The sequence below is a fragment of the Streptomyces sp. NPDC021115 genome (genome assembly GCF_044333065.1).
Lineage (GTDB): Bacteria > Actinomycetota > Actinomycetes > Streptomycetales > Streptomycetaceae > Streptomyces.
Genome location: NZ_JBIRQF010000017.1, coordinates 174,831 through 197,580, shown reverse-complemented (window position 1 = coordinate 197,580; position 22,750 = coordinate 174,831). Strand labels below are relative to the sequence as shown.

21 protein-coding genes and 1 pseudogene are annotated in these 22,750 nt (G+C 70.1%); 10 read left to right on the top strand and 12 right to left on the bottom strand.

Annotation, left to right across the window (positions count from 1 at the left end):
- Window positions 1-90 precede the first annotated feature (90 nt).
- Complete coding sequence (locus ACH4TL_RS35920) at window positions 91-894, bottom strand: SDR family oxidoreductase (protein ID WP_398324975.1); 804 nt, start codon at window positions 892-894, stop codon at window positions 91-93.
- An 826-nt stretch (window positions 895-1,720) separates the two neighbouring features.
- On the opposite strand from ACH4TL_RS35920, the gene ACH4TL_RS35915 reads away from it, so the two are divergent.
- Entirely contained in the window at window positions 1,721-2,713 is a 993-nt protein-coding gene (locus ACH4TL_RS35915; RefSeq protein ID WP_398324989.1) for an aldo/keto reductase, read from the top strand.
- Between the two features lie 440 nt (window positions 2,714-3,153).
- Here the strand turns inward: ACH4TL_RS35915 and ACH4TL_RS35910 are convergent, their stop codons facing one another.
- Complete coding sequence (locus ACH4TL_RS35910) at window positions 3,154-3,558, bottom strand: type II toxin-antitoxin system PemK/MazF family toxin (protein ID WP_031080431.1); 405 nt, start codon at window positions 3,556-3,558, stop codon at window positions 3,154-3,156.
- A 252-nt stretch (window positions 3,559-3,810) separates the two neighbouring features.
- On the opposite strand from ACH4TL_RS35910, the pseudogene ACH4TL_RS35905 reads away from it, so the two are divergent.
- Window positions 3,811-4,380 (top strand): annotated as a pseudogene (locus ACH4TL_RS35905) (IS701 family transposase); the annotation flags it as partial.
- A 24-nt stretch (window positions 4,381-4,404) separates the two neighbouring features.
- Here the strand turns inward: ACH4TL_RS35905 and ACH4TL_RS35900 are convergent.
- The 4 genes from ACH4TL_RS35900 to ACH4TL_RS35885 all read right to left on the bottom strand — a co-directional run bounded on the left by ACH4TL_RS35900 (window position 4,405) and on the right by ACH4TL_RS35885 (window position 8,254).
- Window positions 4,405-5,223 carry a class I SAM-dependent methyltransferase gene (locus tag ACH4TL_RS35900; protein WP_398324972.1) on the bottom strand — a complete coding sequence of 273 codons (819 nt, stop codon included), beginning with the start codon at window positions 5,221-5,223 and terminating at the stop codon, window positions 4,405-4,407.
- Between the two features lie 199 nt (window positions 5,224-5,422).
- A complete protein-coding gene (locus tag ACH4TL_RS35895) occupies window positions 5,423-6,619 on the bottom strand; it encodes a globin domain-containing protein (protein ID WP_398324969.1) in 1,197 nt (398 codons plus the stop codon).
- A gap of 72 nt (window positions 6,620-6,691) precedes the next feature.
- Complete coding sequence (locus ACH4TL_RS35890; RefSeq protein ID WP_398324966.1) at window positions 6,692-7,141, bottom strand: RrF2 family transcriptional regulator; 450 nt, start codon at window positions 7,139-7,141, stop codon at window positions 6,692-6,694.
- A gap of 36 nt (window positions 7,142-7,177) precedes the next feature.
- Entirely contained in the window at window positions 7,178-8,254 is a 1,077-nt protein-coding gene (locus tag ACH4TL_RS35885; RefSeq protein WP_398324963.1) for an AI-2E family transporter, read from the bottom strand.
- Window positions 8,255-8,652: 398 nt separating this feature from the next.
- Between ACH4TL_RS35885 and ACH4TL_RS35880 the strand changes: the two genes are divergently transcribed.
- Window positions 8,653-9,855 (top strand): cysteine desulfurase-like protein, encoded by a 1,203-nt coding sequence (locus tag ACH4TL_RS35880; RefSeq protein WP_398324961.1) that lies wholly within the window; start codon window positions 8,653-8,655, stop codon window positions 9,853-9,855.
- A gap of 16 nt (window positions 9,856-9,871) precedes the next feature.
- Here the strand turns inward: ACH4TL_RS35880 and ACH4TL_RS35875 are convergent, their stop codons facing one another.
- Window positions 9,872-10,480 (bottom strand): TetR/AcrR family transcriptional regulator, encoded by a 609-nt coding sequence (locus ACH4TL_RS35875; RefSeq protein ID WP_398324958.1) that lies wholly within the window; start codon window positions 10,478-10,480, stop codon window positions 9,872-9,874.
- Window positions 10,481-10,568: 88 nt separating this feature from the next.
- On the opposite strand from ACH4TL_RS35875, the gene ACH4TL_RS35870 reads away from it, so the two are divergent.
- The 3 genes from ACH4TL_RS35870 to ACH4TL_RS35860 all read left to right on the top strand — a co-directional run bounded on the left by ACH4TL_RS35870 (window position 10,569) and on the right by ACH4TL_RS35860 (window position 12,729).
- Window positions 10,569-11,330 carry an SDR family NAD(P)-dependent oxidoreductase gene (locus tag ACH4TL_RS35870; protein ID WP_398324955.1) on the top strand — a complete coding sequence of 254 codons (762 nt, stop codon included), beginning with the start codon at window positions 10,569-10,571 and terminating at the stop codon, window positions 11,328-11,330.
- Window positions 11,331-11,383: 53 nt separating this feature from the next.
- Window positions 11,384-11,935: a hypothetical protein gene (locus ACH4TL_RS35865; RefSeq protein WP_398324951.1), complete on the top strand. Its 552-nt coding sequence runs from the start codon at window positions 11,384-11,386 to the stop codon at window positions 11,933-11,935.
- Window positions 11,936-12,018: 83 nt separating this feature from the next.
- Window positions 12,019-12,729 (top strand): TetR/AcrR family transcriptional regulator, encoded by a 711-nt coding sequence (locus ACH4TL_RS35860; RefSeq protein ID WP_398324948.1) that lies wholly within the window; start codon window positions 12,019-12,021, stop codon window positions 12,727-12,729.
- 78 nt (window positions 12,730-12,807) lie between these two features.
- On the opposite strand, the gene ACH4TL_RS35855 is transcribed toward ACH4TL_RS35860, so the two are convergent.
- Together ACH4TL_RS35855 and ACH4TL_RS35850 are read right to left on the bottom strand one after the other, a co-directional pair.
- Entirely contained in the window at window positions 12,808-13,917 is a 1,110-nt protein-coding gene (locus tag ACH4TL_RS35855) for an amidase domain-containing protein (RefSeq protein ID WP_398324945.1), read from the bottom strand.
- A 181-nt stretch (window positions 13,918-14,098) separates the two neighbouring features.
- Entirely contained in the window at window positions 14,099-14,557 is a 459-nt protein-coding gene (locus tag ACH4TL_RS35850) for a GNAT family N-acetyltransferase (RefSeq protein WP_398324942.1), read from the bottom strand.
- A gap of 152 nt (window positions 14,558-14,709) precedes the next feature.
- On the opposite strand from ACH4TL_RS35850, the gene ACH4TL_RS35845 reads away from it, so the two are divergent.
- The gene (locus ACH4TL_RS35845) at window positions 14,710-15,729 is read left to right on the top strand and encodes a glutathione S-transferase family protein (protein WP_398324939.1); all 1,020 of its coding nucleotides are present in this window, start codon (window positions 14,710-14,712) and stop codon (window positions 15,727-15,729) included.
- A gap of 1 nt (window position 15,730) precedes the next feature.
- Here ACH4TL_RS35845 and ACH4TL_RS35840 read toward each other — a convergent pair whose 3' ends face one another.
- Window positions 15,731-17,077 (bottom strand): FAD-binding protein, encoded by a 1,347-nt coding sequence (locus ACH4TL_RS35840; RefSeq protein WP_398324936.1) that lies wholly within the window; start codon window positions 17,075-17,077, stop codon window positions 15,731-15,733.
- A gap of 156 nt (window positions 17,078-17,233) precedes the next feature.
- Here ACH4TL_RS35840 and ACH4TL_RS35835 point away from each other — a divergent pair, with 156 nt between their 5' ends.
- Window positions 17,234-18,016 carry an SDR family NAD(P)-dependent oxidoreductase gene (locus tag ACH4TL_RS35835; protein WP_398324933.1) on the top strand — a complete coding sequence of 261 codons (783 nt, stop codon included), beginning with the start codon at window positions 17,234-17,236 and terminating at the stop codon, window positions 18,014-18,016.
- 168 nt (window positions 18,017-18,184) lie between these two features.
- Complete coding sequence (locus ACH4TL_RS35830; RefSeq protein WP_398324931.1) at window positions 18,185-19,486, top strand: MFS transporter; 1,302 nt, start codon at window positions 18,185-18,187, stop codon at window positions 19,484-19,486.
- 24 nt (window positions 19,487-19,510) lie between these two features.
- On the opposite strand, the gene ACH4TL_RS35825 is transcribed toward ACH4TL_RS35830, so the two are convergent.
- Together ACH4TL_RS35825 and ACH4TL_RS35820 are read right to left on the bottom strand one after the other, a co-directional pair.
- A complete protein-coding gene (locus ACH4TL_RS35825) occupies window positions 19,511-20,269 on the bottom strand; it encodes an SDR family oxidoreductase (RefSeq protein WP_398324928.1) in 759 nt (252 codons plus the stop codon).
- 30 nt (window positions 20,270-20,299) lie between these two features.
- Entirely contained in the window at window positions 20,300-21,340 is a 1,041-nt protein-coding gene (locus ACH4TL_RS35820; RefSeq protein ID WP_398324924.1) for an NAD(P)-dependent alcohol dehydrogenase, read from the bottom strand.
- 194 nt (window positions 21,341-21,534) lie between these two features.
- Here ACH4TL_RS35820 and ACH4TL_RS35815 point away from each other — a divergent pair, with 194 nt between their 5' ends.
- The gene (locus ACH4TL_RS35815; RefSeq protein ID WP_398324921.1) at window positions 21,535-22,683 is read left to right on the top strand and encodes an acyl-CoA dehydrogenase family protein; all 1,149 of its coding nucleotides are present in this window, start codon (window positions 21,535-21,537) and stop codon (window positions 22,681-22,683) included.
- Window positions 22,684-22,750 lie beyond the last annotated feature (67 nt).

Sequence of the window (22,750 nt, the reverse complement as noted above, 5' to 3'; positions counted from 1 at the left end):
CGCTACGAGAAGACCGCGACCATCTACCTGGCCGGACTCCACATCGCGGGCATCTTCCTTTGGTCAGCACGCTGATCCAAACGAAACTGCCTAGGTACCCGATGCGGTCGTCGCGATGCCGCCGTCTACCGGGATGATGGTGCCCGTGAGGTAAGCTCCGGCCCGGCTGGCGAGGAACACGGCGATACCCGCCATGTCGTCGTCGCGGCCGAGTCGGCGCAGAGGGGCCTTCGCCGCGATCGTGTCGCCGATGGCATCGAGAGTGGACGCCATCATCTGCGACGGGAACGGTCCCGGTGCTACCGCGTTCACCGTGACGTGCTGTGGGCCCAGTTCTCTGGCAAGCACTCTGGTGAGTTGATGGAGTGCCGCTTTGCTGCTGGCGTACGAGTAGTTGGGCGACTCGGCGACGTGGATGGCGGCGATACTGCCGATGTTAATGATCCGCGCGGGATCATCGGCGGTGCCCGCCCTGCGAAGTGCGGGGAGCAGCGCCTGCACCAGCCAGAACGGCGACTTGAGGTTGAGGTCGATCACTGCGTCCCAGGCCTCGTCCGGGAACGTCTCCAGCGGCTCGCGCCACATCGCTCCCGCGTTGTTGACGAGGATGTCCAGGCGTTCCGAGTCGACCTTGACAAGATCAGCGAGGCGCTGACACTCGTCGTGCCTGGACAGGTCGGCGGGGATTGCTTGAACGTCGCCGAATTCGGACAGTAGACGCTGTGCCTCCGCGCACGTGTCTGCCTTGCGTGAGCTGATGACGACGCGGGCGCCCGCCTGCAGAAGGCCGCGCGCTATCATCATCCCAATGCCCCTGGTGCCGCCAGTGACAAGTGCGTACTTCCCACTCAGCTCGAAAAGTTCTGTGTGAGTGGTGAACTGGTTGTCCGCCATTGGCCTCCGTCCCTTCTGTCGTGGAAGAATGCGCCGACACGGTCGCGCATTCGTGGTAGCCGCGCAACTGTTCCAATGAGTCTTGTTGCAGCTCCGCAAGCGTTGGTACCAACTGGGCTGCACGCTCGGTGAATTCCAGCGGATGACGGTCTGGTAGGACATCGAGGTGCGAAATACCTAGCGCCGCGTACCGCCGGGCGTCGGTGAGAAATTGTGCGGTGTTCTCGAGTGCCTGCCCGTAATTCGGATAAATGACCGTCTTCCGAATGGCGTTGTAATCTCATGACGGTCTACATCGGGAGGCTCTGAAAAGTTCCAGTAATGCAAACCCAGATCCATTACTTCTCCTCGGTGTAGCTGGGAACCGACTCAGCCAGGTTGACAGGCGTTTTGGACGTCTGGGAGACCCTGGTGATACAGGTACTGTGAGAGCCCCCTTGCCTGGTGCGCTGACTCGCGCTGCCACAATCGTTCCTGCGACGCGGCGCGACGACGCCGGACAGTCACTTTCGTGATTGCTTTGATCTGTATTGCGACCCGGAGTCGTCGCGCCGCGTCACGCCAATCGTTGGCGCGAAGCCACTTGCCGCGGACAAATAGATCTGCTCGTAGGGTCTGCCGTCACCTTGACCGCCGTGTCTTTGCTCCGGCCGCCCGCAACGCCACATGCGCAGAGTGCCAGTCCATTAGGCAAGGGGGGCTCTCTCAGTACCTGTATCACCAGGGTCTCCCTGCCGGAGGCAAGGCCTGCTTAACCTGTGGTGGTTCCCGGCTGAACGCAGGGAAAGCAATGGGCCAGATGATCTTTCCCGAAGGGGCATCTCTAGTGCAAAAGCGCAAACTTGGACAGCAGCTCGAAGTTTCAGCCCTGGGGCTCGGCTGCATGGGCATGAGCTTCTTCTACGGTGCGCCCCCGGACCCAGCCGAGATGACGAAGCTGCTGCGGGCGGCAGTTGACCGCGGCGTGACTTTCTTTGACACCGCCGAAGTCTATGGCCCTTTTATCAATGAAGAGCTAGTCGGTCAGGCGCTGGCGCCGGTGCGCGATCAGGTGGTGATAGCCACCAAGTTCGGTATCAAGCACGGCGAACACGGGCCGACCCCGATGTCGGGGGTCGATAGTCGACCCGAGCAGATCCGCCGAGTAACTGAGGCCTCGCTCACGCGTCTTCAAACCGAGTGCATTGACCTGCTCTATCAACACCGCGTCGATCCTGACGTGCCCATTGAAGACGTGGCCGGTACGGTAAAAGAGCTGATTTCCGAAGGTAAGGTCAAGCACTTCGGTCTGTCGGAGGCCAGCGCGACGACGATTAGCCGCGCCCACGCTGTGCAGCCTGTGGCGGCGCTGCAAAGTGAATACTCGCTCTGGATGCGAGAGCACGAGACCGATATTATTCCGACCTTGGAGAAGCTGGGCATTGGTCTGGTGCCCTACAGTCCGCTCGGGAAGGGCTATCTGACCGGCAAAATCGATTCCAGCACTTCGCTGGCCGACGACGATCTGCGCCGCTCCCTGCCGCGCTTTACACCCGAAGCACGACAGGCTAATCAGGCACTGGTCGAGCTGCTCCGGAAGATTGCCGACGACAAGGGAGCTACGCCGGCTCAGATCGCCCTCGCCTGGGTGCTGGCGCAGAAGCCGTGGTTCGTGCCGATCCCCGGCACCACGAAGCTGCACCGCCTACAAGAGAACCTAGGCGCACTCGACGTCGAGCTGACTCCCGGTGACCTGCTGCGCATCGAGGAGACCGCAGCCCAAATTCATATCCAGGGCGGGCGCGTTCCCGAGCAGTTGAAGTCACTGTTCGGCCGCTAACCCGCTCGAATTCTGCACCGGCCTCCGGGATCGAGGTCGAACTGACATCGTCGACGCGCACTGCCTTGACGCCAAGGCTACGCCTTGTCCTTGCGCGGGAGCAGGTTCAACGGCCCGAACTCATCGACACACACCACCCGCCCGTCGGCGGGCGGGTGGTCGTAGTGGCTCGGCGGGGGACGTCCGGGCGATCAGGCGGATCCACTCGCGGATCCGGTCACCGATCTTGCGGCGACGTCCCCCGCTCCATTTTGGGTCCAGCGCGTCGAACTCCCGCTCGTTGTACCCAATTACCCGGTCAACGATGCGTTTCGAGCCACTAGTACTCCAGCCGTAGATCGTGATCTCGATGGTGAAGGGCGTCGAGGCGGCAGGTGTCCAGCGTGGATCGTCTTGCCCGAGATCGCCCATGCCGTCGCGGGCGTCGGCTCCTTCTCCGTCTACCCGAGTTCACCGCGACGGAGGGCGTCCCTTATCTCGCTGAGCTTCGCGGTCGTTGCCGGGGTCCGCTCCTGTGCTTGTTCAGCGAGTCGGAGGGCATCGTCGATCTCGCTGAGCTTCCTGGAGGACAGGACGGCCGCCCGCTCTATCAGGTCGTCCCGGGACACGGTGGTCAGCCACGTGCACGGGGTGAAGCCTGGACGCGGGAACGCGAGCCGCAGCACGCCTTCGAGCGGCAGCCCTTCACCGGCGCCGACCGTCACTTCGATGCCCAGGCCGCTGATGTCGAGGCCCGCCGGAGCGACGACCTGCATCACCTGGAACCCGGACGCGTCGTCTCCTGACAGCAGTACGACCAACCTCCGCTCGTCGAATTGGACCCACCAGACTTCGCCACGTTGCACAAGCCCTCCGATACACAGGACGGCAGGCAGACGCTGCGCGACCTGACGCGGTGTGGAGACGGGTGCGGCCACCGTTGATCATCGGTGTGTGAAGACAAACGATCATGCGGTGGCCGCAGGTCACAGCGTAGACCCTGCCTGCTGGCAGGAAGCGTTCGAGGGCCTGATGAGCCGGATAGCGGGACGCTTGAGACGGGTCGAATCCCGACGCCGGGCCCGGAAGTTGGTACTCGGCCTGTTGTCGGACCTGCCGCGCAAGAACTGGCCAGGAAGGTGCCCAAGAGGGCCTGGCAGAAGCTGTCCGCAGGGGCCGGAGCCAAGGGCCACCGCTTCTACGACTGGGCCGTCATCGACCTCACCGATCCCCGGCCCGGGAGCCGGCAGCTGCTGGTCCGCCGCAACCGCAGCACCGGCGAACGTGCCTACTACCGCTGCTACTCGCCTGCCGCAGTGCCGCTGACCACCCTGGTGCGCGTCGCTGGATCAAGGTGGCGGGTCGAGGAGTTTTTCCAGTCCGGCAAGGGCCTGGCGGCCCTGGACGAGCACCAGGTCCGCCGCTACCCGTCCTGGTCCCGCTGGGTCACCCTGGCCATGCTCGCGCATGCCTTCCTCGCTGTCCTCCGCGCGAACGAACACGAGGGTCATCCCTCGCCCGACGAGCTGATACCGCTCACTTGTGACGAGATCCAACGACTGTTCATCACGCTCGTCAACCGGACCGTCTTTGACCCTGTCCACCGACTTCGCTGGTCCGTCTGGCGACGCCGCCACCAGGCCCGATCCCAGACCAGCCACTACCGGCGTCAAGCCGCTCAAGCATGAAGATCACGATCTACGGCTGTAGTACTAGAAGCGATAGCGCAGAATGCGGCCCACGTCCTTGAAACCGGGCAGGTGCGCCATCACCTTCATGCTCATCCTCCCGGTGGTGGGCATCGCCTCCATCCCCGGCATGTCGACGCTGCGCACCGCGTCCATCAGAGTCAGCCCGTCGTGCCAGCCCTCGATCTCCCGCGGGTCGTCGAGCCCCCAGTGCAGTGTCGCACCCGCGTTGCGCACCGCCGGGACCATCTTCTGAAGGCGGATGCCCAGTGACCCGTAGACATCGAAGAGCAACTGTCCACCGGGGAACCGGTCGGTGATCCGCTGGATGAGGCGCTTGCCCTCCTCCTTGTGCAGATACATCGTCAGCCCCTCGAAGACGGCCACGGTCGGCCGGTCGTCGGGCACCTCGCGCAGCCACGCCTCCTCGGTCACCGAGGAGGCGATCATCTCGTAACTGCCCGAGGGCCGCGGGAGCAGCTGCCTGCGCAGCTCGATGACGTCGGGGTAGTCGACATCCAGCCAGCGCACCGACGACGACGGGGCGAGCCGGTGGACCCGGGTGTCAAGACCGCATGCCAGGTGCAGCACGGTCGCCTTCTGATGCTCGGCCAGGAACGCGGACGTCCAGTCGTCGAGCTGCTTGGCCCGGAGCGCGATACCGACCGCGGTGGTCTCCGTCATGCCCGTCTTGCCGAAGTCGTAGGCGACGCGCTCCACCGCCTCCTGGGCCGTGTGGTCGCCCAGGACGGAGTGCGGCGAACGGCTGTCCACCGCCCTGCCGTACAGCGTGGCGAGCATCGTCTCCTGCGTACCGCTGAGAGTGATCTTTTCGCGATCCATGGTTCCTCGGTCGAGTGCGGGGGTACCGACGGCCATTTCCGGTGATTCATCCGGGATGAGCGGAATCCGTGCTGCGTACCGTCCCACGACTGACCGGGTGAAGGCGACCGTGCCCTGGGCCATTCGTGTCCTTCACGCCGTGATCCGGCCCCGGCGGGGGTGCCGGGGCGGCCGAAAACGGCGGTCGGGCGGCCCGGGGTCAGCTCTGCGCGAGCCACAGATCGGGGCCGAACACCTCGTAGTGGATGTCCGACGGCCGCACACCGCGCTCCAGCAACTGTGCGCGCACCGACCGCATGAACCCCAGCGGCCCGCAGAGATACGCGTGGACGCCCTCGGGGATCTCGACCCCGGACAGGTCGACCCGGCCGGTGCGCTCGGCGGGCCAGCCGTCCACCGGCCGCTCGTACCAGACGTGTGCGGAACCCTGGGCGAGCTTGGTGACCAGCCGCTCCTGATCGGCGCGCAGCGCGTGGGCGGCGGGGGAGCGGTCGGCGTGGACCGCGACGACCGGGGCCTGATGCCCCCGGTCGACCAGGTCCTCCAGCATGGCGACGATCGGGGTGCAGCCGATCCCCGCCGACGCCAGCAGCAGCGGCGTGTCCGTGGCGTCGAGCACGAGGTCGCCGTACGGGGCGGACACGCTGATCACGTCGCCTTCCCGGAGGTGCTCGTGCAGATGGCCCGAGACCTCGCCGTCCGGCCCGGTGCCGCCGCGCACCTGCTTGACGGCGATGGAGCGCACCGTCGCACCGGGCGGGTTGGTCAGGCTGTACTGGCGGATCTGGCGCGCCCCGTCGGGCAGTTCGACCTGGACCGAGACGTACTGGCCCGCGGTGAAGGCCGGTGCCGGGCGGCCGTCCGCGGGCCGCAGCCGGAAGGTGACGACGTCCGCGGTCTCCTGGACCCGCTCGGTCACCTCCCACGGCCGCCAGGTCCCGCCCGCCAGCACCCCCTGCTCGGCGTACAGCCGCCGCTCGATCTCGATGAGGGCGTTCGCCATCAGCCAGTAGACCTCGTCCCAGGTGGCGGCGACCTCCTCGGTGACCGCGTCCCCCAGCACCTCCGCGATCGCGGCCGACAGATGGCGGTGCACCAGCGGGTACTGGGCCGGGCTCACCCCGAGCGACGCGTGCTTGTGGGCGATGCGGGTCAGCATCGTGTCGGGGCGGACGTCCGGGTGCTCGACCAGGGCGGTGGCGAACGCGGCGATGGAGCCGGCGAGGGCCTGCCGCTGGACCCCGGCGGCCTGGTTCCCCCGGTTGAACATGTGCCGCAGCAGCTCCGGATGGGTCGCGAAGAGCTTGCCGTAGAACAGCTCGGTGATGGACTCGATGGCCGCACCGACGGCGGGGAGGGTGGCGCGAACGGTGTCAGCGGACTTCTGGGAGAGCATCACCGGCTCCTAAATGGTACGTAGGATTCGTATTCAGCGGCGTGACAAAACCCGGTGCCCCCGTGTGCGGGTTCATCGGTCCGCCCCCGGGCCCCGTCCCACCAGGCCGAGCAGAACGGGCCCGGTGGGGGAGGCGACCAGATCGGTGACCGTCAGCGGGTCGAGCGAGGAGAAGAACGCCTCCTGGGCCTGCCGCAGCGCCATCCGCAGCCGGCAGCCCTGCCGGAGCGGGCACGGGGTGTCGCCCTCGCAGTCGACCACCTCGGCGGGTCCTTCCAGCTCCCTGACCAGCTGCCCGACCGACGCGGTGCGGCCGGTCTCGGTGAGCACCAGCCCGCCGCCGCGTCCCCGCCGCGTTTCGATGAGGCCGAGATGCTGAAGCCGGGCGGCCACCTTCGCCAAGTGGCTGTACTGCACCCGCATCTCCCCGGCGATCTGCCGCGCGGTGCACGGCTCGGCTCCGCTGACCGCCAGTCGCATGATGGCGCGGAGGGCCAGGTCGGTCGATTTCGTCAGCCGCATGACGTCATATTAGATAATGCGAATCTCAGATGCAATTTACCGGGGCGGGGTGCGCAGCGCCCGGGTCACGGACCAGGCCACCGACACCATGGGCACGGCCACGATCGCGCCGACCACGCCCGCCACGATGCTTCCGCCGATCACCGAGATCGCCACCACCACCGGATGCAGCCGCACCGCCCAGCTCATCACCAGCGGATGCAGCACATGCCCCTCGATCTGCCCGACCACGACGATGAGGGCGAGCACCACCGCCGCGATGAACGGCCCCCGCCCGGCCAGGGCCACCACCGTGGCCACGGCCAGCGCGATCGGCGAGCCGATCAGCGGAATGAAGGTGGCGAAGAAGACCAGCAGGGTCAGTGGCAGCGCCAGCGGCACCCGCAGCAGCAACAGGGCCAGTCCGACCAGCGCCGCGTTGGCGGCCGCCACCACGATGATCCCCCGGGTGTACCCCGCGAAGGTGCTCCAGGCCGCCCGGCCCGCCCGGTCCCAGGGGGAGCGGGCCGCTTCCGGTAGCTGTTCGCGGAACCACCGCCACATCCCGTCGCCGGAATGCACGAAGAACAGCGAGCAGAACAGCGCCAGCACCGCCGCGGTCAGCGCCTCCACGACCCGGCCCGCGCTGTTGAGCGCCCTGCTGATGAGCGTGGCGCGATGGGCCGAGAGGAACGAGCCGATCCTGTCGTGCAGCCCGGTCAGCGTGCGGTGCCGGATGTGGAACGGCGGTCCCTCCAGCCAGAGCGTGATCCGGCCGATCCCGCCGCGGAACTCGCCCACGAGCGTGCCCGCCTCGCCCGCCGCCGCACTGCCCACCAGTGCCAGCAGCCCCAGCACCACCAGCAGACTCCCGAACACCGCCAGCGCCACCGCGAGCGGCCGGGGCAGCCGGCGTGCCAGTACATCGGCCAATGGCCGCAGCAGCGCCGTGCCCACCAGCGCCAGGAACACCGCGACCGCCACCAGTTGAAAGCGCCCCAGCACGGTGAACGCCAGATACACCGCCACGCCGACGGCCAGCAGTCGCCATGCGTACGCGGCGGCCAGCCGCAGCCCGGGGTGCACCCGGTCGCTCGCCCCGTCCGCGCCGGGACCCGGGGGTTCCGCCCGCATCCGCCGCGCCGCGGCTCCCGGGGCCCGGCGCGGACGGCCGCCGGACGCCGCGTACCGCGTCCGGCGGCCGCGCCGGATGCCCTCCCGCCTTCGTGGCTGTGTCTGTGCCTGCTCCGGTTCCGGCGGAGGGGGAGACTCGTCGCTCACGCCGGTGCCACCGCCCTCCGCGTCCCGGTCCCGCGCCCCGGTTCCGCGCGGCGGGGCGGGATGGCCGTTCTTCCCGTTATCTGCCTGATGGGAAGATTCAATCAGGGCTGCCGGGTGCGCGCCTGATCACGCCGCCGCCCGGCCGCGGCGCTGTTCCGCGCAGCCCCGGCGAACTCCATAATCGATCACCACGGTGTCTCATCCGCCGACCGCCCTCCGCACCGCAGCACACCGTTAGCCAAGGAGTTGCCGTGACGTACGACATCACCGCCATCCGCGCGCAGTTTCCCGCCCTGACGGCCGGTTCGGCCCACTTCGACGGCCCCGGCGGTACGCAGACCCCCGTACCCGTCATCGAGGCCATCACCGACGCGCTGGCCCACCCGCTGGCCAACCGGGGCCGGACCACGGCCGGGGAGCGCAACGCCGAGGCGATCGTCGCGGACGCCCGGCAGGCGGTGGCCGATCTGCTCGGCGCGGACCCCACCGCGATCGTCTTCGGCCGCAGCGCCACCCAACTGGCCTACGACTTCTCCCGTACGCTCGCCACGACCTGGTCGCCGGGCGACGAGATCGTGGTCACCCGGCTGGACCACGACTCCAACATCCGCCCCTGGGTCCAGGCCGCGGAACGGGCCGGGGCCACCGTCCGCTGGGCCGACTTCGACCCGGCGACGGGGGAGCTGACCCCCGACGACATCAGCGCCGTGCTGAGCGACCGCACCCGGCTGGTCGCCGTCACCGCCGCCTCGAACCTCATCGGCACCCGCCCGGCGATACCGGAGATCGCCCGGCGCACCCACCGCGCGGGGGCGCTGCTGTACGTCGACGGCGTGCACCACACCGCCCACTCCCTCGTCGACCTCGACCGGCTCGGCGCGGACTTCTACACCTGCTCCCCGTACAAGTTCCTCGGCCCCCACCTCGGCGTCCTGGCGAGCCGTCCCGAACTCCTGGAGACCCTGCGCCCCGACAAGCTGCTGCCTTCCCCGGACGCCGTCCCCGAGCGGTTCGAGCTGGGCACCCTGCCGTACGAATTCCTCGCCGGTACCCGCGCCGCCGTCGACTTCCTCGCCGGTCTCGACCCGCGGGCGCGGGGCAGTCGCCGCGAGCGCCTGGCGGCGGCGTACGCGGCGCTCGAAGAGCACGAGGACGCGCTGCGGCTCCGCATCGACAAGGGGCTGGCCGCCCTCGACCCGATCACGGTCCACTCGCGCGCGGCGAACCGCACGCCCACCCTCCTGCTGACCATCGACGGCCGCGACACCACCGACGCCTACCGCCACTTGGCCCGCCGCGGCGTGGCCGCCCCATCCGGGTCCTTCTACGCCATCGAGACCTCCCGCAGGCTGGGCCTCGGCGACACCGGGGGACTCCGGGTGGGCCTGGCCCCGTACACCAGCGCCGAGGACGTGGACCGGCTGCTGGAGGGCCTGTCGGACTTCCTCCTCTAGGGGTGTGACCGGACCGTCAGGAAGGCGGCCAGCTCCGCAGCGCCATGTCGGCCACCTGCTGTAGCTCCTCGCGTGTGGCGCCGCCGACGGCCTGGACGGCGATGCCGTTCGCCACGGTCATGAGATAGCGGGCGAGCAGCCCGGGATCGGTTCCGGGGGACAGGTCTCCGTCGTCGACGGCCTGCTGGAACCGGTCCCGGAGAAGGGCGATGGCCTCGTTGCGCCAGGCGATGAGCGCGTCGCGGGCGCTGCGCCCGGGGTCACCGGCGGCGAGGGAGCCCTGCACGCCCAGGCACCCGGCGGGGCAGTCGGGGCGTGTGGTGGTCCGAACGGAGCCGTCCAGGAACGCGGTGGCCACCTCCCGGGCGGTCGGTTCCCGCACGGCCCGGGTCCCGTACGAGGCGGGGCCTTCCGTATAGCGCTCCAGGGCCTTGCGGAACAGCTCCTCCTTGTTGCCGAAGGCCGCGTACATGCTGGTGCGGGTGATGCCCATGGCCTGGGTCAAGTCGGTGAGGCTGGCGCCTTCGTAGCCCTGTTCCCAGAAGGCCCGCATGGCGCGTTCGAGGGCCTCGTCGGCGTCGAATCCTCTCGGTCGGCCCATGGGCGCCTTCTGTCGCGTGTCCATGTCCTCGATCCTATCTCTTCCGTACCGGTCGGTGCAGATGTGCTACGTTCCTTTTCGGTACCGATCGGTACCGAAATCTCAGGAGGTCATGTTCATGTACAAGGGACAGCTCGAAGGCAAGACCGCCGTCGTCACCGGCGGCAGCACCGGGATCGGCCTGGCAACCGCCACCCGGCTGGCGGCCGAGGGTGCGCACGTGTTCATCACCGGTCGTCGCAAGACCGCACTGGACGCGGCCGTGGAGAGGATCGGCCCGGCGGGGGCGACCGCGGTGGTGGGGGACATCTCCGACCTGACCGACCTGGACCGCCTGTACGACGCGGTCCGCGCCCGGGGCCGGGGCCTGGACGTGGTCTTCGCGAACGCGGCGAGCGCCTCGTTCGCCACACTGGAGCAGATCACCGAGCAGCACTTCGACCAGACCTTCGGTGTCAACGTGCGCGGCACCGTGTTCACGGTGCAGAAGGCGCTGCCGCTGCTCAACGACGGCGCGTCGGTGATCCTGAACTCCTCGGTCCGCGCCGGTGACGGTGTCGCCGCGTTCGGCACCTACGCGGCCTCCAAGGCGGCGATCCGGTCCTTCGCCCGGACCTGGGCCAACGAGCTCAAGGACCGGAACATCCGGGTCAACGCGATCTCCCCGGGCACCATCGACACTCCTGGACTCGACGCCGTCGTCGGCGCGGAGGACACGCCCGCCACCAAGGACCAATTCGCCGCGGGCACCCCACTCGGCCGGATCGGGCACCCGGACGAGGTCGCCAACGTGGTGGCCTTCCTCGCCTCCGAGCAGAGCAGCTTCATCCTCGGAGCCAACCTGTACGTCGACGGCGGCGAGAACCAGATCTGACCCACGGACGAAATCCGTCGCACCCCGCGGCACATGGCTGACACCCTCCCCCCATGGAACACACCGAAGTACTCGTCATCGGAGGACGCGCGGGCGTCGGCAAGACGACCGTCGGGTGGGAGGTGTCGGCCCAGCTGCGCGCCGCGTCGGTGCCCCACGCCGTCGTCGAGGGGGACTTCATGGCGCAGGTGCATCCGGCGCCCGAGGACGACCCCCGCCGCACGAAGCTCGCCGAACGCAACCTGACCGCCCTGTGGGCCAACTACGCCGAGCTCGGCCACCGGCGCCTCGTCTACACCAACACCGTGAGCGTGCTGCCCGCGACCACGGACATGATCGAGCGCGCCACCAGGCCCTGCGCCCGGATCGTACGCGTCCTGCTCACCGCCTCCGACGCCACGACGGAGGAGCGGCTGACCGGGCGGGAACTGGGCTCGGAGCTGGAGCACGAGCTGCGCGGCAGCGCGCGCAAGGCCCGGCTCCTGGACGAGCAGGCCCCCGCGGACACCCTGCGCGTGGCCACCGACGGGCGGCTCGTGGTGGACATCGCACGCGATCTTGTGGCCGCCACCGGCTGGGCCGGGCAGCGGCATCGCCGAACCTGAGGGAGGCGCGCCACCAGGCTAGGCTCAGCCGTGCGGTGTGATTCACGGCATGCCCACGCACTTACAGGGAAGGCGCGGAGGACGTGAGGGACGGTCAGGAATCCATACGGTCGAAGCCCCCGATGCGCGCCGACGCCCGCCGCAACCAGCAGCGCATCCTGGACGCGGCCCGCGCGATGTTCGGCGAGCACGGAACCGCCGCGCCGCTGGACGACATCGCCCGTCGCGCCAGCGTCAGCATCGCGACGCTCTACCGCCGCTTCCCCGACCGCGCCGCGCTCTGCCGGCAGGTGGCCATCGAGGGGTACGAGACCGTGCTGGCCGAGGCGCGGGCCGCGCAGGAGGTGGCCGAGGAGGGCGGCCCGGACGCGCCGATGCGGGCCGCCGAGCGCTTCCTGACCGGCGTGGTCGACCAGCGCTCCCGCCTCGTCCTCCCGCTGTTCGGCGGCCCCGGCTTCCACGACGAGGACGCCACGGCCCTGCGCCACCGCATCACCGCCGCCCTGGAGGCGGTCCTCGCCCGCGGCCGGGAGTGCGGCGCGGTCCGCGACGACGTCAACTCCATCGACCTGCTGATGGCCGCGGCCCTGATCAGCCGCCCGCTCCCCAACACCCCGCCCGAGTGGCTCGACATCACCGCCCGCCGCCACATCGCCGTCCACCTCGACGGCCTCCGCCCCGGCGCCACCCACCACCTCCTCGGCCCGGGCCCTGGCCACCCGGAACCGGAGCACGCCTTCAGCCGTGAGGCGACGGCGACGGCCGAGAACGCGGGCGGCGCGCACCACCTCTGACGAGGGCGAGGCCCGACTGACAAACGGGCCGTGGCCCCCACCCGAAGGGCGAGGGCCACGGTCACCGGTGTGTCCCGGTCAGGTGCGGTACGCGTAGTACAGCGAGTTGGGGTTGGAGGCGATGATGCTCGCCACCGACTTCCGGTAGGTGTTGACCGAGTGGTAGGTCATGTACGGGACACCGCTGGAGGAGCGGTACGTGACCATCATGGTGTGGTCCTTGGACCCGTCCCGGTCGAAGTCCATCTGCATGACGTCCCCGACACCCATGTAGTACACGTTCGCCAGGTTGGTCGCCCGCTTGGCGTCCAGCGTGAACCACGACCACTCGTTGGCGCCCACCCAGGACGTCGCCTGGGCGGAGGTGTCGTACCACCAGGTGCGGTAGTCCGTCGCGTCGCCCGGCGCGTGCTTCCAGCCGCCCGCCTTCAGGGCCTGGCTGATGAAGTTGGTGCAGTCCCCACCGGCCTCGTTGAACTTCCGGTAGGCCGGGTTGTAGTTGCTCCAGTACTTCTCCGCGTACGTGGCCATCGCCGCGTAGTCGTACGCCCCCGCGGGCTTGTTCTGGGCCTGGGACGGCTTCGACGTGGCCGCGGGGGTCGCGCTGGGGAGGCCCGCCGCCGCCTTCACCGCCACCGTGGCGGGCTCGTTGACGGCCCGGGGCCCGTCGTCGGTGGGCTTGATGCCCGTCAGCTCCCACTTCCCGCCGGTCCCGGCGGTGAAGCTCAGCTCGTGGTGCGCCTGGAAGCCGGTCGTCGCGGGCTCGTCCCCGCGGATCTTCTTGTACGTCAGCGTCGTGGTCTCCGTGGCCTGGACGGTCGCACGCCCGCCCACGACACGGGTCTTGCCGACGGTGACCTTGGTGTCGGCGTCCGTGTACGCCTCGCCCAGCGCGGCCAGCCGCGCCTTGCGGGTGCGCAGCGTGGACAGCGCCGTGTTCTCGGTCCGCGTCAGCCCGGCCGAAAGCCGCGCCTTCTTGGTGGCCGGCACCGCCGTACGCCGCACCTGCTGCCCGTCCAGCAGCGCCGCCGTACGCTCGGTCAGCACCGCGTCGGCCAACTGCCCGAAGGACGTGGCGGTCGCCCCGTCCACCACACCCTTCTGCGCCCCGCTCGCGGCAGAGGCGGGCAGTGCCACGGCCGACAGCGCTACCGTCAGTGCCGCCCCGACAGCGGATCTGAAGGTCATTGATTTCACGATGGATTCCCCTCCACATCCCGGGCCGGATCGACCCGGGGGGTCGGATCCTTGCATAAGCGCCGCCACTTTGGTGATTTTGTGTTCAGATGGCGAAGTGGTGTCCATGGGATCTCCACGTGCGGGATAATGGCCGTTTGCCCACACCGGCCACCGTGTCCGTCGGCGAACGTCAGCGGCGGCTGGGCTGTCGGTGCCGGGTGAAGGAGTGCAGCCGGTCCACCTCGGTGAAACCGGCGCGGTCGTAGAGGGCGTTGGCGGCGGTGCGGTCGCGTTCTGGGTCCCCGGGCGGGGCGTCGTCGTCGACGTAGAGGACCGCCTTGTGGGCGCCGAGCCGGGCGAGCAGGTCCAGGGCGTGACCGAGCAGAGCCCGGCCCAGGCCGCGGCCCCGGGCAGTGGGGATGACGCCGATCCACCACAGCACCCCGACTCCGGCCACCGGGTGGCCGACCGTGGCCTGTTCGCCCCACCAGCCGCCGTCCACGGGGGAGCGGCCCGCCAGGGCCTCGGCGAGCATCGCGGGGGTGGTCGGTGGCTGTCCGGGGAGGGCGTCGGCCGCGATCAGGCCGAGCACCGCGGCGGCGTCGTCCGGCGCGTAGGGACGTACGGACGCGAAGGGGGTGATCGCCATGTGCTGCCTCCGCCCTTCTCCGCCGGGATGGCCGGGAATCGCGCCGTGTCGCGTCGCGTGTCTCCGCGGTGTGGATCAGGGTAGGTAGTGAGCCGAGTCGTACACATGTCGGGCGTACACAGACGCTCCGCACGCTTCGGGAGGTAACCGAATTGAACACCGCTGGCCAGGAGACACCCCGTGAGGAGAAGGAATTCCGCCGGTCCGGGCCGCACTTCTCCGACCGGATCACGGCCGACGGCCGGGACGGCTGGCCGGTCGAGGCCGGGCGTTACCGGCTGGTCGTCAGCCGGGCCTGTCCTTGGGCCAGCCGGGCGCTGGTCTCGCGACGGCTGCTCGGCCTGGAGCAGGCCCTGTCGCTGGCGGTCGCGGACCCCATCCAGGACGAGCGGAGCTGGCGCTTCACGCTGGACGAGGGGGACCGGGACCCGGTGCTGGGCATCGCGTTCCTCAGCGAGGCGTACGACGCCCGCGAGAAGGAGTACCCGGGCGGTGTGAGCGTGCCCGCGATCGTCGACATCCCCAGCGGGAAGCTGGTCACCAACGACTTCCTCCGCCTCACCCTCGACCTCGCCACCGAGTGGACCGCCCTGCACCGGCAAGGGGCGCCGGATCTGTATCCCGAGGCGCACCGCGAGGAGATCGACGAGGTGATGGAGGGGGTCTACCGCGATGTGAACAACGGCGTCTACATGGCCGGTTTCGCCAAGCACCAGCACACGTACGACGAGGCGTACCGGCGGCTCTTCGCCCGTCTCGACTGGCTGTCGGAGCGGCTGGCCACGCGGCGCTATCTGGTCGGCGACACCATCACCGAGGCCGACATCCGGCTGTTCACCACGCTGGTGCGCTTCGACGCGGTCTACAACGGCCACTTCAAGTGCAACCGCAACAAGCTGAGCGAGGACCGGGTGCTGTGGGGGTACGTACGCGACCTCTTCCAGACGCCCGGATTCGGCGACACGGTGGACTTCGACCACATCAAGCGCCACTACTACCAGGTGCACACCGCGGTCAATCCCACGCGTATCGTCCCGCTCGGCCCCGACCTCTCCGGTTGGTCGGCGCCGCACGGGCGCGAGGAACTGGGTGGGAGCCCCTTCGGCGACGGCACCCCTCCCGGCCCGGTGCCGCCCGCCGAGGAGATCCCGGAGGCCGGTCGCGCCCGCTGAATCAGGGGCGGCGGGGGGACGCCGCGGCGGTGTCCGCCGCGGTCAGCCCGAAGACGAGGGCGGACGCGATACCGCCCGCGTAGGCGCGGTGCCACAGACCACCGGTGTCCGACCCGGCGGCGAGCAGCCCTGCCAGCGGCTCCCCGTGCTCGTCCAGGACCCGGGCCCGGTCGTCGATGCGCACTCCGTGGAACGGGAAGGTGATGGCCGGTACGGTCTCGATGGCGTAGTACGGGGGTTCGTCCAGCGGCAGCGGGTCCAGCTCCCGGCCGGGTGCGGGGGCGAGCCCTGCCGCGGCGCGCTCGTTGAACCGCCTGACGCCGTCGCGGACGGCGTCGCCCCGGTAGCCCCACTCCTCGGGCAGGCAGGCCAGTTCGTCGAGGTCCCCGGCCAGCCCCGCGCGGCCACCCCGCTTGCTCGCCAGCGCGAACTTGTCGACGGCGACCGCGCCGTCGACGTAGGAGCCGACGACCCAGTCACGGAAGACCCGGGCGTCGGCGATGAGCAGACCCCGGCTGTCCGGCTGGTCCAGCAGCGCCATGGCGGTGAGGTGGTCGCCCAGCGTCTCGTCCGTGAAACGCTCGTTGCGCAGGTTGAACAGGAGCGCGTGCTCGCTGTAGTACAGCGACAGATCGACGAAGTCCACCGGATCGGTGAACGGCACGCCGCTCGGGATGAGGTGGCCGTAGAAACCGGCGTCCGCGTGGCCGGTGGCCGCGCCGACGCCGGTGGCCAGACGGTAGCCCCCGCCCCGGCTGTGGGGGTTGGAACGGAGCCGCATGCGGTCGGCGTGCGGGTGCACATGAGCGGTGCGGAGCGCCGGATCGCCCTGAAAACCTCCGGTCGCCAGCAGCGTGGCGCGGGCGCCGACACTCCCGCTGGTGCCGTCGGACGACCTCAGCCGGGCCCCCACCACGGCACCGCGCTCGGCCAGCAGGTGTTCGGTGTGGGTGGCGAGCAGGATCTCGCCACCGCCGTCGAGGATGAGCCGACGGCAGGTGTCGAGGTAGTGGTTGGTGTCGAAGCGGTGGCCGCGGCCGAAGCCGAGGATGCGCTGCGCGTCCCCGGCCTCCACCCCGATGGAGCGGATCCATGAGACGCCCTCGGCGAACCGGTCCACGAGGGCGCGCTTCAGCGCCCGGTCTCCTCGTGGATTGTGCCGGTCCATGATCTCGTGGCTCGGGGCGGTCCACGCGTAACCGGCGAAGCGCGCGGAGCCGCCGACGTCCGCGCTCGTCTCCACGACCATCACGGACAGGCCGCTGCGGACGGCACGGGCACCGGCGGTCAGGCCCGCCATGCCCGCCCCGATGATGAGCAGATCGACGGCTTCCGTACCCACGCGCATCTCCTCCGGTCGGGGTGCCGGACTCAGTAAAACCGAATCCAGTTCACACCTCAAGACAGCTGCACCGACCCCGCCGCGAACCTTGTCGGCACCCTGTCGACACGGTAGAGAGGTGAAGTCAGTTCAATATCGTGGGATGTGGTGTGGGAGGTCGTCGTGACACGGTTCGAGGGCAAGGTCGCCATGGTGACGGGCGCCGGTTCGGGAATGGGGGCGGCGATCGCCCGGCGACTGGCCGCCGAAGGCGCCCGGGCCGTGGTCCTGGCCGACGTCGACGGCGCGAGCGCGGCGGCCGTCGCGCGGGACGTGCCGGTCGGCCGGGCGGTCGCCGTCGACGTGGCGGACGCCGCGGAGGTCGATCGCGCCGTCGAGGGCGCGGTGCGGCGGAACGGGGGGCTCGATCTCCTGGTGCATGCCGCGGGGGTGGACGATCCGCAGGCCAAGCAGCGCATCGCCGACGCCCTGGTGGCGGGCCGCCCGCCCGAGGTGACCGACGCGCTCGACGACGTGGCCTGGCGGCGCGTCATGCGGGTCAACCTCGACGGCACCTTCCATGTGCTGCGCGCCTCGGTACGGGCCATGCGGCCCGCGAAGGCGGGGGCGATCGTCGTGATCGGCTCGTCGTCGGCCTTCGACACCCCGGTCGGCTACCCCCACTACGCCGCGTCCAAGGCGGGTGTCCACGCCCTGTGCCAGTCCGTCGCCAAGGAGGTCGTCGCCTCCGGGATCCGGGTGAACGTGGTCGCCCCGGGGCCGACCGAGACGGGCATGGCCGCGCGCACGCCCGAGGCCCTGCGCACGGGGTTCGCCGATCCGCGGGTGCGCCCGTACGCGACCCCTGAGGAGATCGCCGACATCGTCCTGTTCCTGGCGAGCGACGCCGCGGCGAACCTGGTCGGCGCGGTGCTGCTCGCCAACGGCGGCCGGTTCACCGTCTGATCGCCGCCCCTGAATTCAATTCGGATCATGCACGCCCCGCCTTCCTCGCCATCGCCCGGAAGCCCGAGGAATCCCTGTCCGCAGGCTAGCTGTACTGAGTTCAGTTCTGTACCGTCTCCGGGCATCGGCAAGGAACGGGATCGCGCCGTTCGGAAGGAGAGCCGAATCATGAGCACTACGGAACAGCCCGCCCCGCCGGGGGCGGCGTCATCGCCGTACGCGCCCCGCACGGTGCGCCGCGCGATGCTCGCCGGAAGCATCGGCACCTTGATCGAATACTACGATTTCAGCATCTACGGCTATCTCGCCGTGGCGATCGCCCCCCAGTTCTTCCCGAGCGACGATCCCACGGCCTCGGTGCTGGCGGCGCTCGCAGTGTTCGCCACCGGCCTCGTGGTGCGACCGCTCGGCGGTGTCTTCTTCGGGCGGCTCGGAGACCGTTGGGGCCGTCGCAAGGCGCTGGTCTCCTCGGTACTGTGCATGGGCGTGGCCAGCAGCATCACGGGACTGCTGCCGACCTACGACCAGATCGGTGTGCTCGCCGCGGTGCTGTTGTTCCTCATCCGCGTGGTGCAGGGAATTTCCTCGGGCGGCGAGTCGGTCGGCGCCTACACCTACATCTACGAGTCGGCGCCGCCGCAGCGCAGGGCGTTCCTCGGTGCCGTCACCCCCATCGGGTCCAACCTCGGATTCGTGTTCGCGGCCATGACGGCCGGGGCGATCTCCGCGCTCACCACCGCCGACCAGATGGCCAGCTGGGGGTGGCGGCTGCCCTTCCTGATGGCCGTGCCACTCACCCTGGTCTGCCTGTGGGCCCGGCTGCGGATCGAGGACACCCCGGAGTTCCAGGAGGCCGCGCAGCGGGCCGACCTCCCCGCCGCGCCGGTCCGGGAGGTGTTGTCGACCCATCGCACCGCCCTGCTGCAGTCCATCGGCCTGGCCATGGCGCAGGGCGGTGCCATCTTCCTCGGGCTGACGTACATCGGCATCTATCTGACCTCGAACCTGGGGTACGACCCCACGCAGGTGTTCTGGCTGACCGCGGGGGTCGTGCTGGTCACCGTGCTGCTGATGGTGCCGGCCGGGTGGCTCGCCGCCCGGTTCGGGTGCCGTCGCGTCCTGCTGGCGGGACTGCTGGTCTTCCTGGTGACGGCCTACCCCGCGATGACGCTCATGGGCCGCCACAGCCTGGCCATGGCGGGCCTGGCCTATCTGCTCCTGATGCTGGGCAGCGCGTTCGTGCAGGTCCCGGCGGCCAGTCTGTGGCCGCGTCTGTTCGAACGCCGGGTCCGGTACACCGGCATGGCGATCGGGTACAACGTGGGCACCGTCCTCGCGGGCGGTACGGCTCCGTACATCGCGGCCTTCCTGGTCCAGCGGACGGGGAACCTGCTCTCCCCGGCGTTCTTCGTGATGGCGGTCTGCCTGATCGGGATCGGTGCCCTGTTCACCGTCCGCAAGGACGTCTAGGGACGACGGGCGGCGATGACCCGGTCATGCACCGCCCTCGTCCGCCGCATTGGCCCGGCCGACGTGCCCGATGGTCTGGCCGCCGTCGACGGCGAACTCGCCTCCCGTGGTGTAGGAGGCGTCGTCGGAGGCGAGGAAGAGCACCATGCGGGTGACCTCATCGGGCTCACCGATGCGGGGCACCGGCTGATGGGCGAACAGTTCGGCTGAGGCACCTTCGCCCATGGACGTACGGATGACACCCGGATGCACGGAGTTGATGCGGACCCCCGTGCCCGCCACGTCCAGCGCGGCGGCCTTGGTCATCCCTCGCACCCCCCACTTGCTCGCCACGTACCCGATGCCACCGGCGAAGCCCATGAGTCCCGCGGCCGAGGAGACGTTGACGATCGCGCCGTGGCCACGGGCGCGCATGCCGGGAACGACGGTGTGCATGCCGAGGAAGGCGCCCACCAGATTGACGTCGAGGATCTGGCGGAACTGCTCGGGCGACTGCTCCTCCACGCCACCGAAGTGCATGATGCCCGCGTTGTTGACCAGGATGTCCACGGGGCCGAACGCGGTCTCGACCGCGCGGACGACGGACCGCCATCGCGCCTCGTCGGTGACGTCGAGGTGCCAGTACCGGGCATGGTCGAGTTCGCTGGCCAGCGCCGCTCCCTCCTCGTCCAGCAGGTCGCAGACGGCGACCCGGGCCCCTTCCGCGGCCAGCCCGCGGACATGGGCGGCGCCCATGCCCCGGGCCCCGCCGGTGACGATCGCGACCTTTCCTTCGAAGCGCATCCCGAGCTTCCCTTCTCCTTTTGAACGTGGTCAGTCGGGCACCAGTACGGCCCGCCCCCGCACATCTCCCCGGCGGAGCCGGTGGACGGCCTCCGGCGCGGCGGACAGCGGAAACCGCTCCGTGGCGACGTGAAGCGCTCCCGAACGGGCCAGCGCGATCACCTCGGCGAGCTGGGGGCGGGGGCCCCAGAAGGGCAGCGAGAGCCGGAAGCCCGGTGGGAGGACGCCCGGCTTGGAGACCGTCAGATGGCCGCCTCCGCTGCCGACCACGGCGAGTTCACCACCGGGCCGCAGCACGCCGACGGCGAGCGCCAGCGTCTCCGCGGTGCCGACGAAGTCGAGCACGGCGTCCGCTCCCGCGCCGCCGCCGTGTGCCCTCAAGCCACCGGCGGTGTCCGCCCGCATCAGGGTGGCGAACGCGGCGCCCGAGCGCTCCGCGAGGGCCAGGGCGTCCTCCCGGACATCGACCGCCAGCACGCGGCACGCCGTGGTCGCGCGGAGGATCTGCACCGCCAGGTGGCCGAGGCCGCCGATGCCGATGACGACGGCGGTGGTGCCCTCCCCGAGCGCGTGCCGGAGCCCGGCGACGGCGTGGTACGAGGTCAGCCCCGCGTCGGAGAGCGGGGCCGCCTGTTCGGACGTCAGGTCGCCGACCGGCACCAGATGGCGCGCGGACGGTACGAGGACGTACGCGGCCATTCCGCCGTCCCGGCCAAGGCCCGCGCCGTGCCAGGGGAGCGTGTCGCGCCGGTCGCAGTAGTTGTCGCAGCCCGCGGAACAACGGCCGCAGGACCCACAGCCCCACGGTCCGTAGACCACCACGCGCTCACCCACGCCGACCCCGTCGGCCTCGGGCCCCAGGACCGCGACCCGCCCGGCGACCTCGTGGCCGAGCGTGAACGGCAGCCGGTAGGGGAGCGCCCCGGCGGCCGCGTCGAGGACATGCAGATCGGAGTGGCACAGCCCGGTGGCTTCGACCCGCACCAGGACCTGCGCGCCACGGGGGACGGGTTGCTCGATGTCGACCAGCGCCGGGGGCTCACCCCATGCAGTGAGCCGCAATGCCCTCATCGTCACCGTCCCAGGTCGTGTCGGGTCACAGCCGCCACGGTAACGGAGTTGAAGTGAGTTCGACAGAGGGTCGTGGGGGTGGTCGGGGTCGGTGCGGCTCTTGCCCGGTCCGGATTCACTGCCTAGCGTAATGAATCGAGTTCAATTCTTGCATTCGACGGTCCATGCCGTCGTACGAGCACGATGGAGTCCCGATGCGCCCTCGCCACCCCGAGATCGCCCCCCGGCTGCTGTCCGAAACGGACGAGCAGCGGCAGCTGCGTACTGTCCTGCGGGACCTCTTCGCCGAGGCGAGCGGCCCGGACGGCGTCCGCGAACACCTGGCCACACCACGCGGACACGACGAAGCGCTCTGGGCGCGGCTCGCGGGCGAGATCGGGGTGCATGGGCTGGCCGTTCCTGAGGAGTACGGCGGGTCGGGCTTCACCTTCGCCGAGCTGGCGGTCGCCCTGGAGGAAGCCGGGCGGGCCCTGTGCTGCGCGCCGCTGCTGCCCACGGTGGTCCTGGCCGCGCATGCCCTGCTGGGCAGCGGCGACCGTGCGGCGTGCGAGCGCTATCTGCCCCGGATCGCCGAGGGCGCGCTGACCGCGACGGTGGCCGGATTCGACGAGGACGGGCCAGGTGTCACCGCCGAGCGCGGGAGCGCCGGATGGGTGCTGCGCGGACGGGCGGACTTCGTGCTCGACGGGGCCGGTGCGGACCTGGTCGTCGTGCGGGCCGGAACGCCCGCCGGACCCCGGCTGTTCGCCTGTGAACCGGACCCCGCTACCTGCCCGCGGACGCCGCGCCGCGTGCTGGACGGAACCCGCCGTCAGGCGCTGCTGGAGTTCCGGGGCGCACCGGCCACCCCGGTGGGGTCGGAGGAAGGTGCCGAAAGCACGGTCTCGGCGACCCTGGACCTCGGGCGGGTCGCGCTGGCGGCCGAACAGGTCGGGGGCAGCGGCCACGCGCTGGACGCCACCGTCGCGTTCGTCGCCCAGCGCCACCAGTTCGGGCGGCCCATCGGCTCCTTCCAGGCCGTCAAGCACCGGCTGGCCGATGTGCTGGTGGCGCTGGAAGCCGCGCGCTCGGCATCGGCGTACGCGACGGCCTGTGCCGTCGCCGCCCGGGAGCAGTTGCCGGTGGCCGCCTGTGCCGCCGCCGTGGTCTGCTCCGAGACCTTCCGTCTGGCCACGGCCGAGTACGTCCAGTTGCACGGCGGTATCGGCTTCACCTGGGAGCATCCGGCGCAACTGTATGTGCGCCGTGCCCGCGGCGGCGAGGCGCTGTTCGGTACGGCGGACCGGCACCGGACCCGGCTCGCGGAGCGCGCCGGGCTCGCTGGTGAACCATGTTCAGTTTGATCAACTTCTAGTGGGTCTCGATCAAGGGGTTGACAGGGTCGCTTTCTGATTCCAGAGTTGTAGTGAA

Bases quoted from the DNA above. Each gene is read 5' to 3' on its own strand.
- ACH4TL_RS35920 (WP_398324975.1), bottom strand. From the start codon at position 894: ATGGCGGACAACCAGTTCACCACTCACACAGAACTTTTCGAGCTGAGT.
- ACH4TL_RS35900 (WP_398324972.1), bottom strand. From the start codon at position 5,223: ATGGATCGCGAAAAGATCACTCTCAGCGGTACGCAGGAGACGATGCTC.
- ACH4TL_RS35895 (WP_398324969.1), bottom strand. From the start codon at position 6,619: ATGCTCTCCCAGAAGTCCGCTGACACCGTTCGCGCCACCCTCCCCGCC.
- ACH4TL_RS35890 (WP_398324966.1), bottom strand. From the start codon at position 7,141: ATGCGGCTGACGAAATCGACCGACCTGGCCCTCCGCGCCATCATGCGA.
- ACH4TL_RS35885 (WP_398324963.1), bottom strand. From the start codon at position 8,254: ATGCGGGCGGAACCCCCGGGTCCCGGCGCGGACGGGGCGAGCGACCGG.
- ACH4TL_RS35875 (WP_398324958.1), bottom strand. From the start codon at position 10,480: ATGGACACGCGACAGAAGGCGCCCATGGGCCGACCGAGAGGATTCGAC.
- ACH4TL_RS35870 (WP_398324955.1), top strand. From the start codon at position 10,569: ATGTTCATGTACAAGGGACAGCTCGAAGGCAAGACCGCCGTCGTCACC.
- ACH4TL_RS35865 (WP_398324951.1), top strand. From the start codon at position 11,384: ATGGAACACACCGAAGTACTCGTCATCGGAGGACGCGCGGGCGTCGGC.
- ACH4TL_RS35855 (WP_398324945.1), bottom strand. From the start codon at position 13,917: ATGACCTTCAGATCCGCTGTCGGGGCGGCACTGACGGTAGCGCTGTCG.
- ACH4TL_RS35850 (WP_398324942.1), bottom strand. From the start codon at position 14,557: ATGGCGATCACCCCCTTCGCGTCCGTACGTCCCTACGCGCCGGACGAC.
- ACH4TL_RS35840 (WP_398324936.1), bottom strand. From the start codon at position 17,077: ATGCGCGTGGGTACGGAAGCCGTCGATCTGCTCATCATCGGGGCGGGC.
- ACH4TL_RS35830 (WP_398324931.1), top strand. From the start codon at position 18,185: ATGAGCACTACGGAACAGCCCGCCCCGCCGGGGGCGGCGTCATCGCCG.
- ACH4TL_RS35825 (WP_398324928.1), bottom strand. From the start codon at position 20,269: ATGCGCTTCGAAGGAAAGGTCGCGATCGTCACCGGCGGGGCCCGGGGC.
- ACH4TL_RS35820 (WP_398324924.1), bottom strand. From the start codon at position 21,340: ATGAGGGCATTGCGGCTCACTGCATGGGGTGAGCCCCCGGCGCTGGTC.
- ACH4TL_RS35815 (WP_398324921.1), top strand. From the start codon at position 21,535: ATGCGCCCTCGCCACCCCGAGATCGCCCCCCGGCTGCTGTCCGAAACG.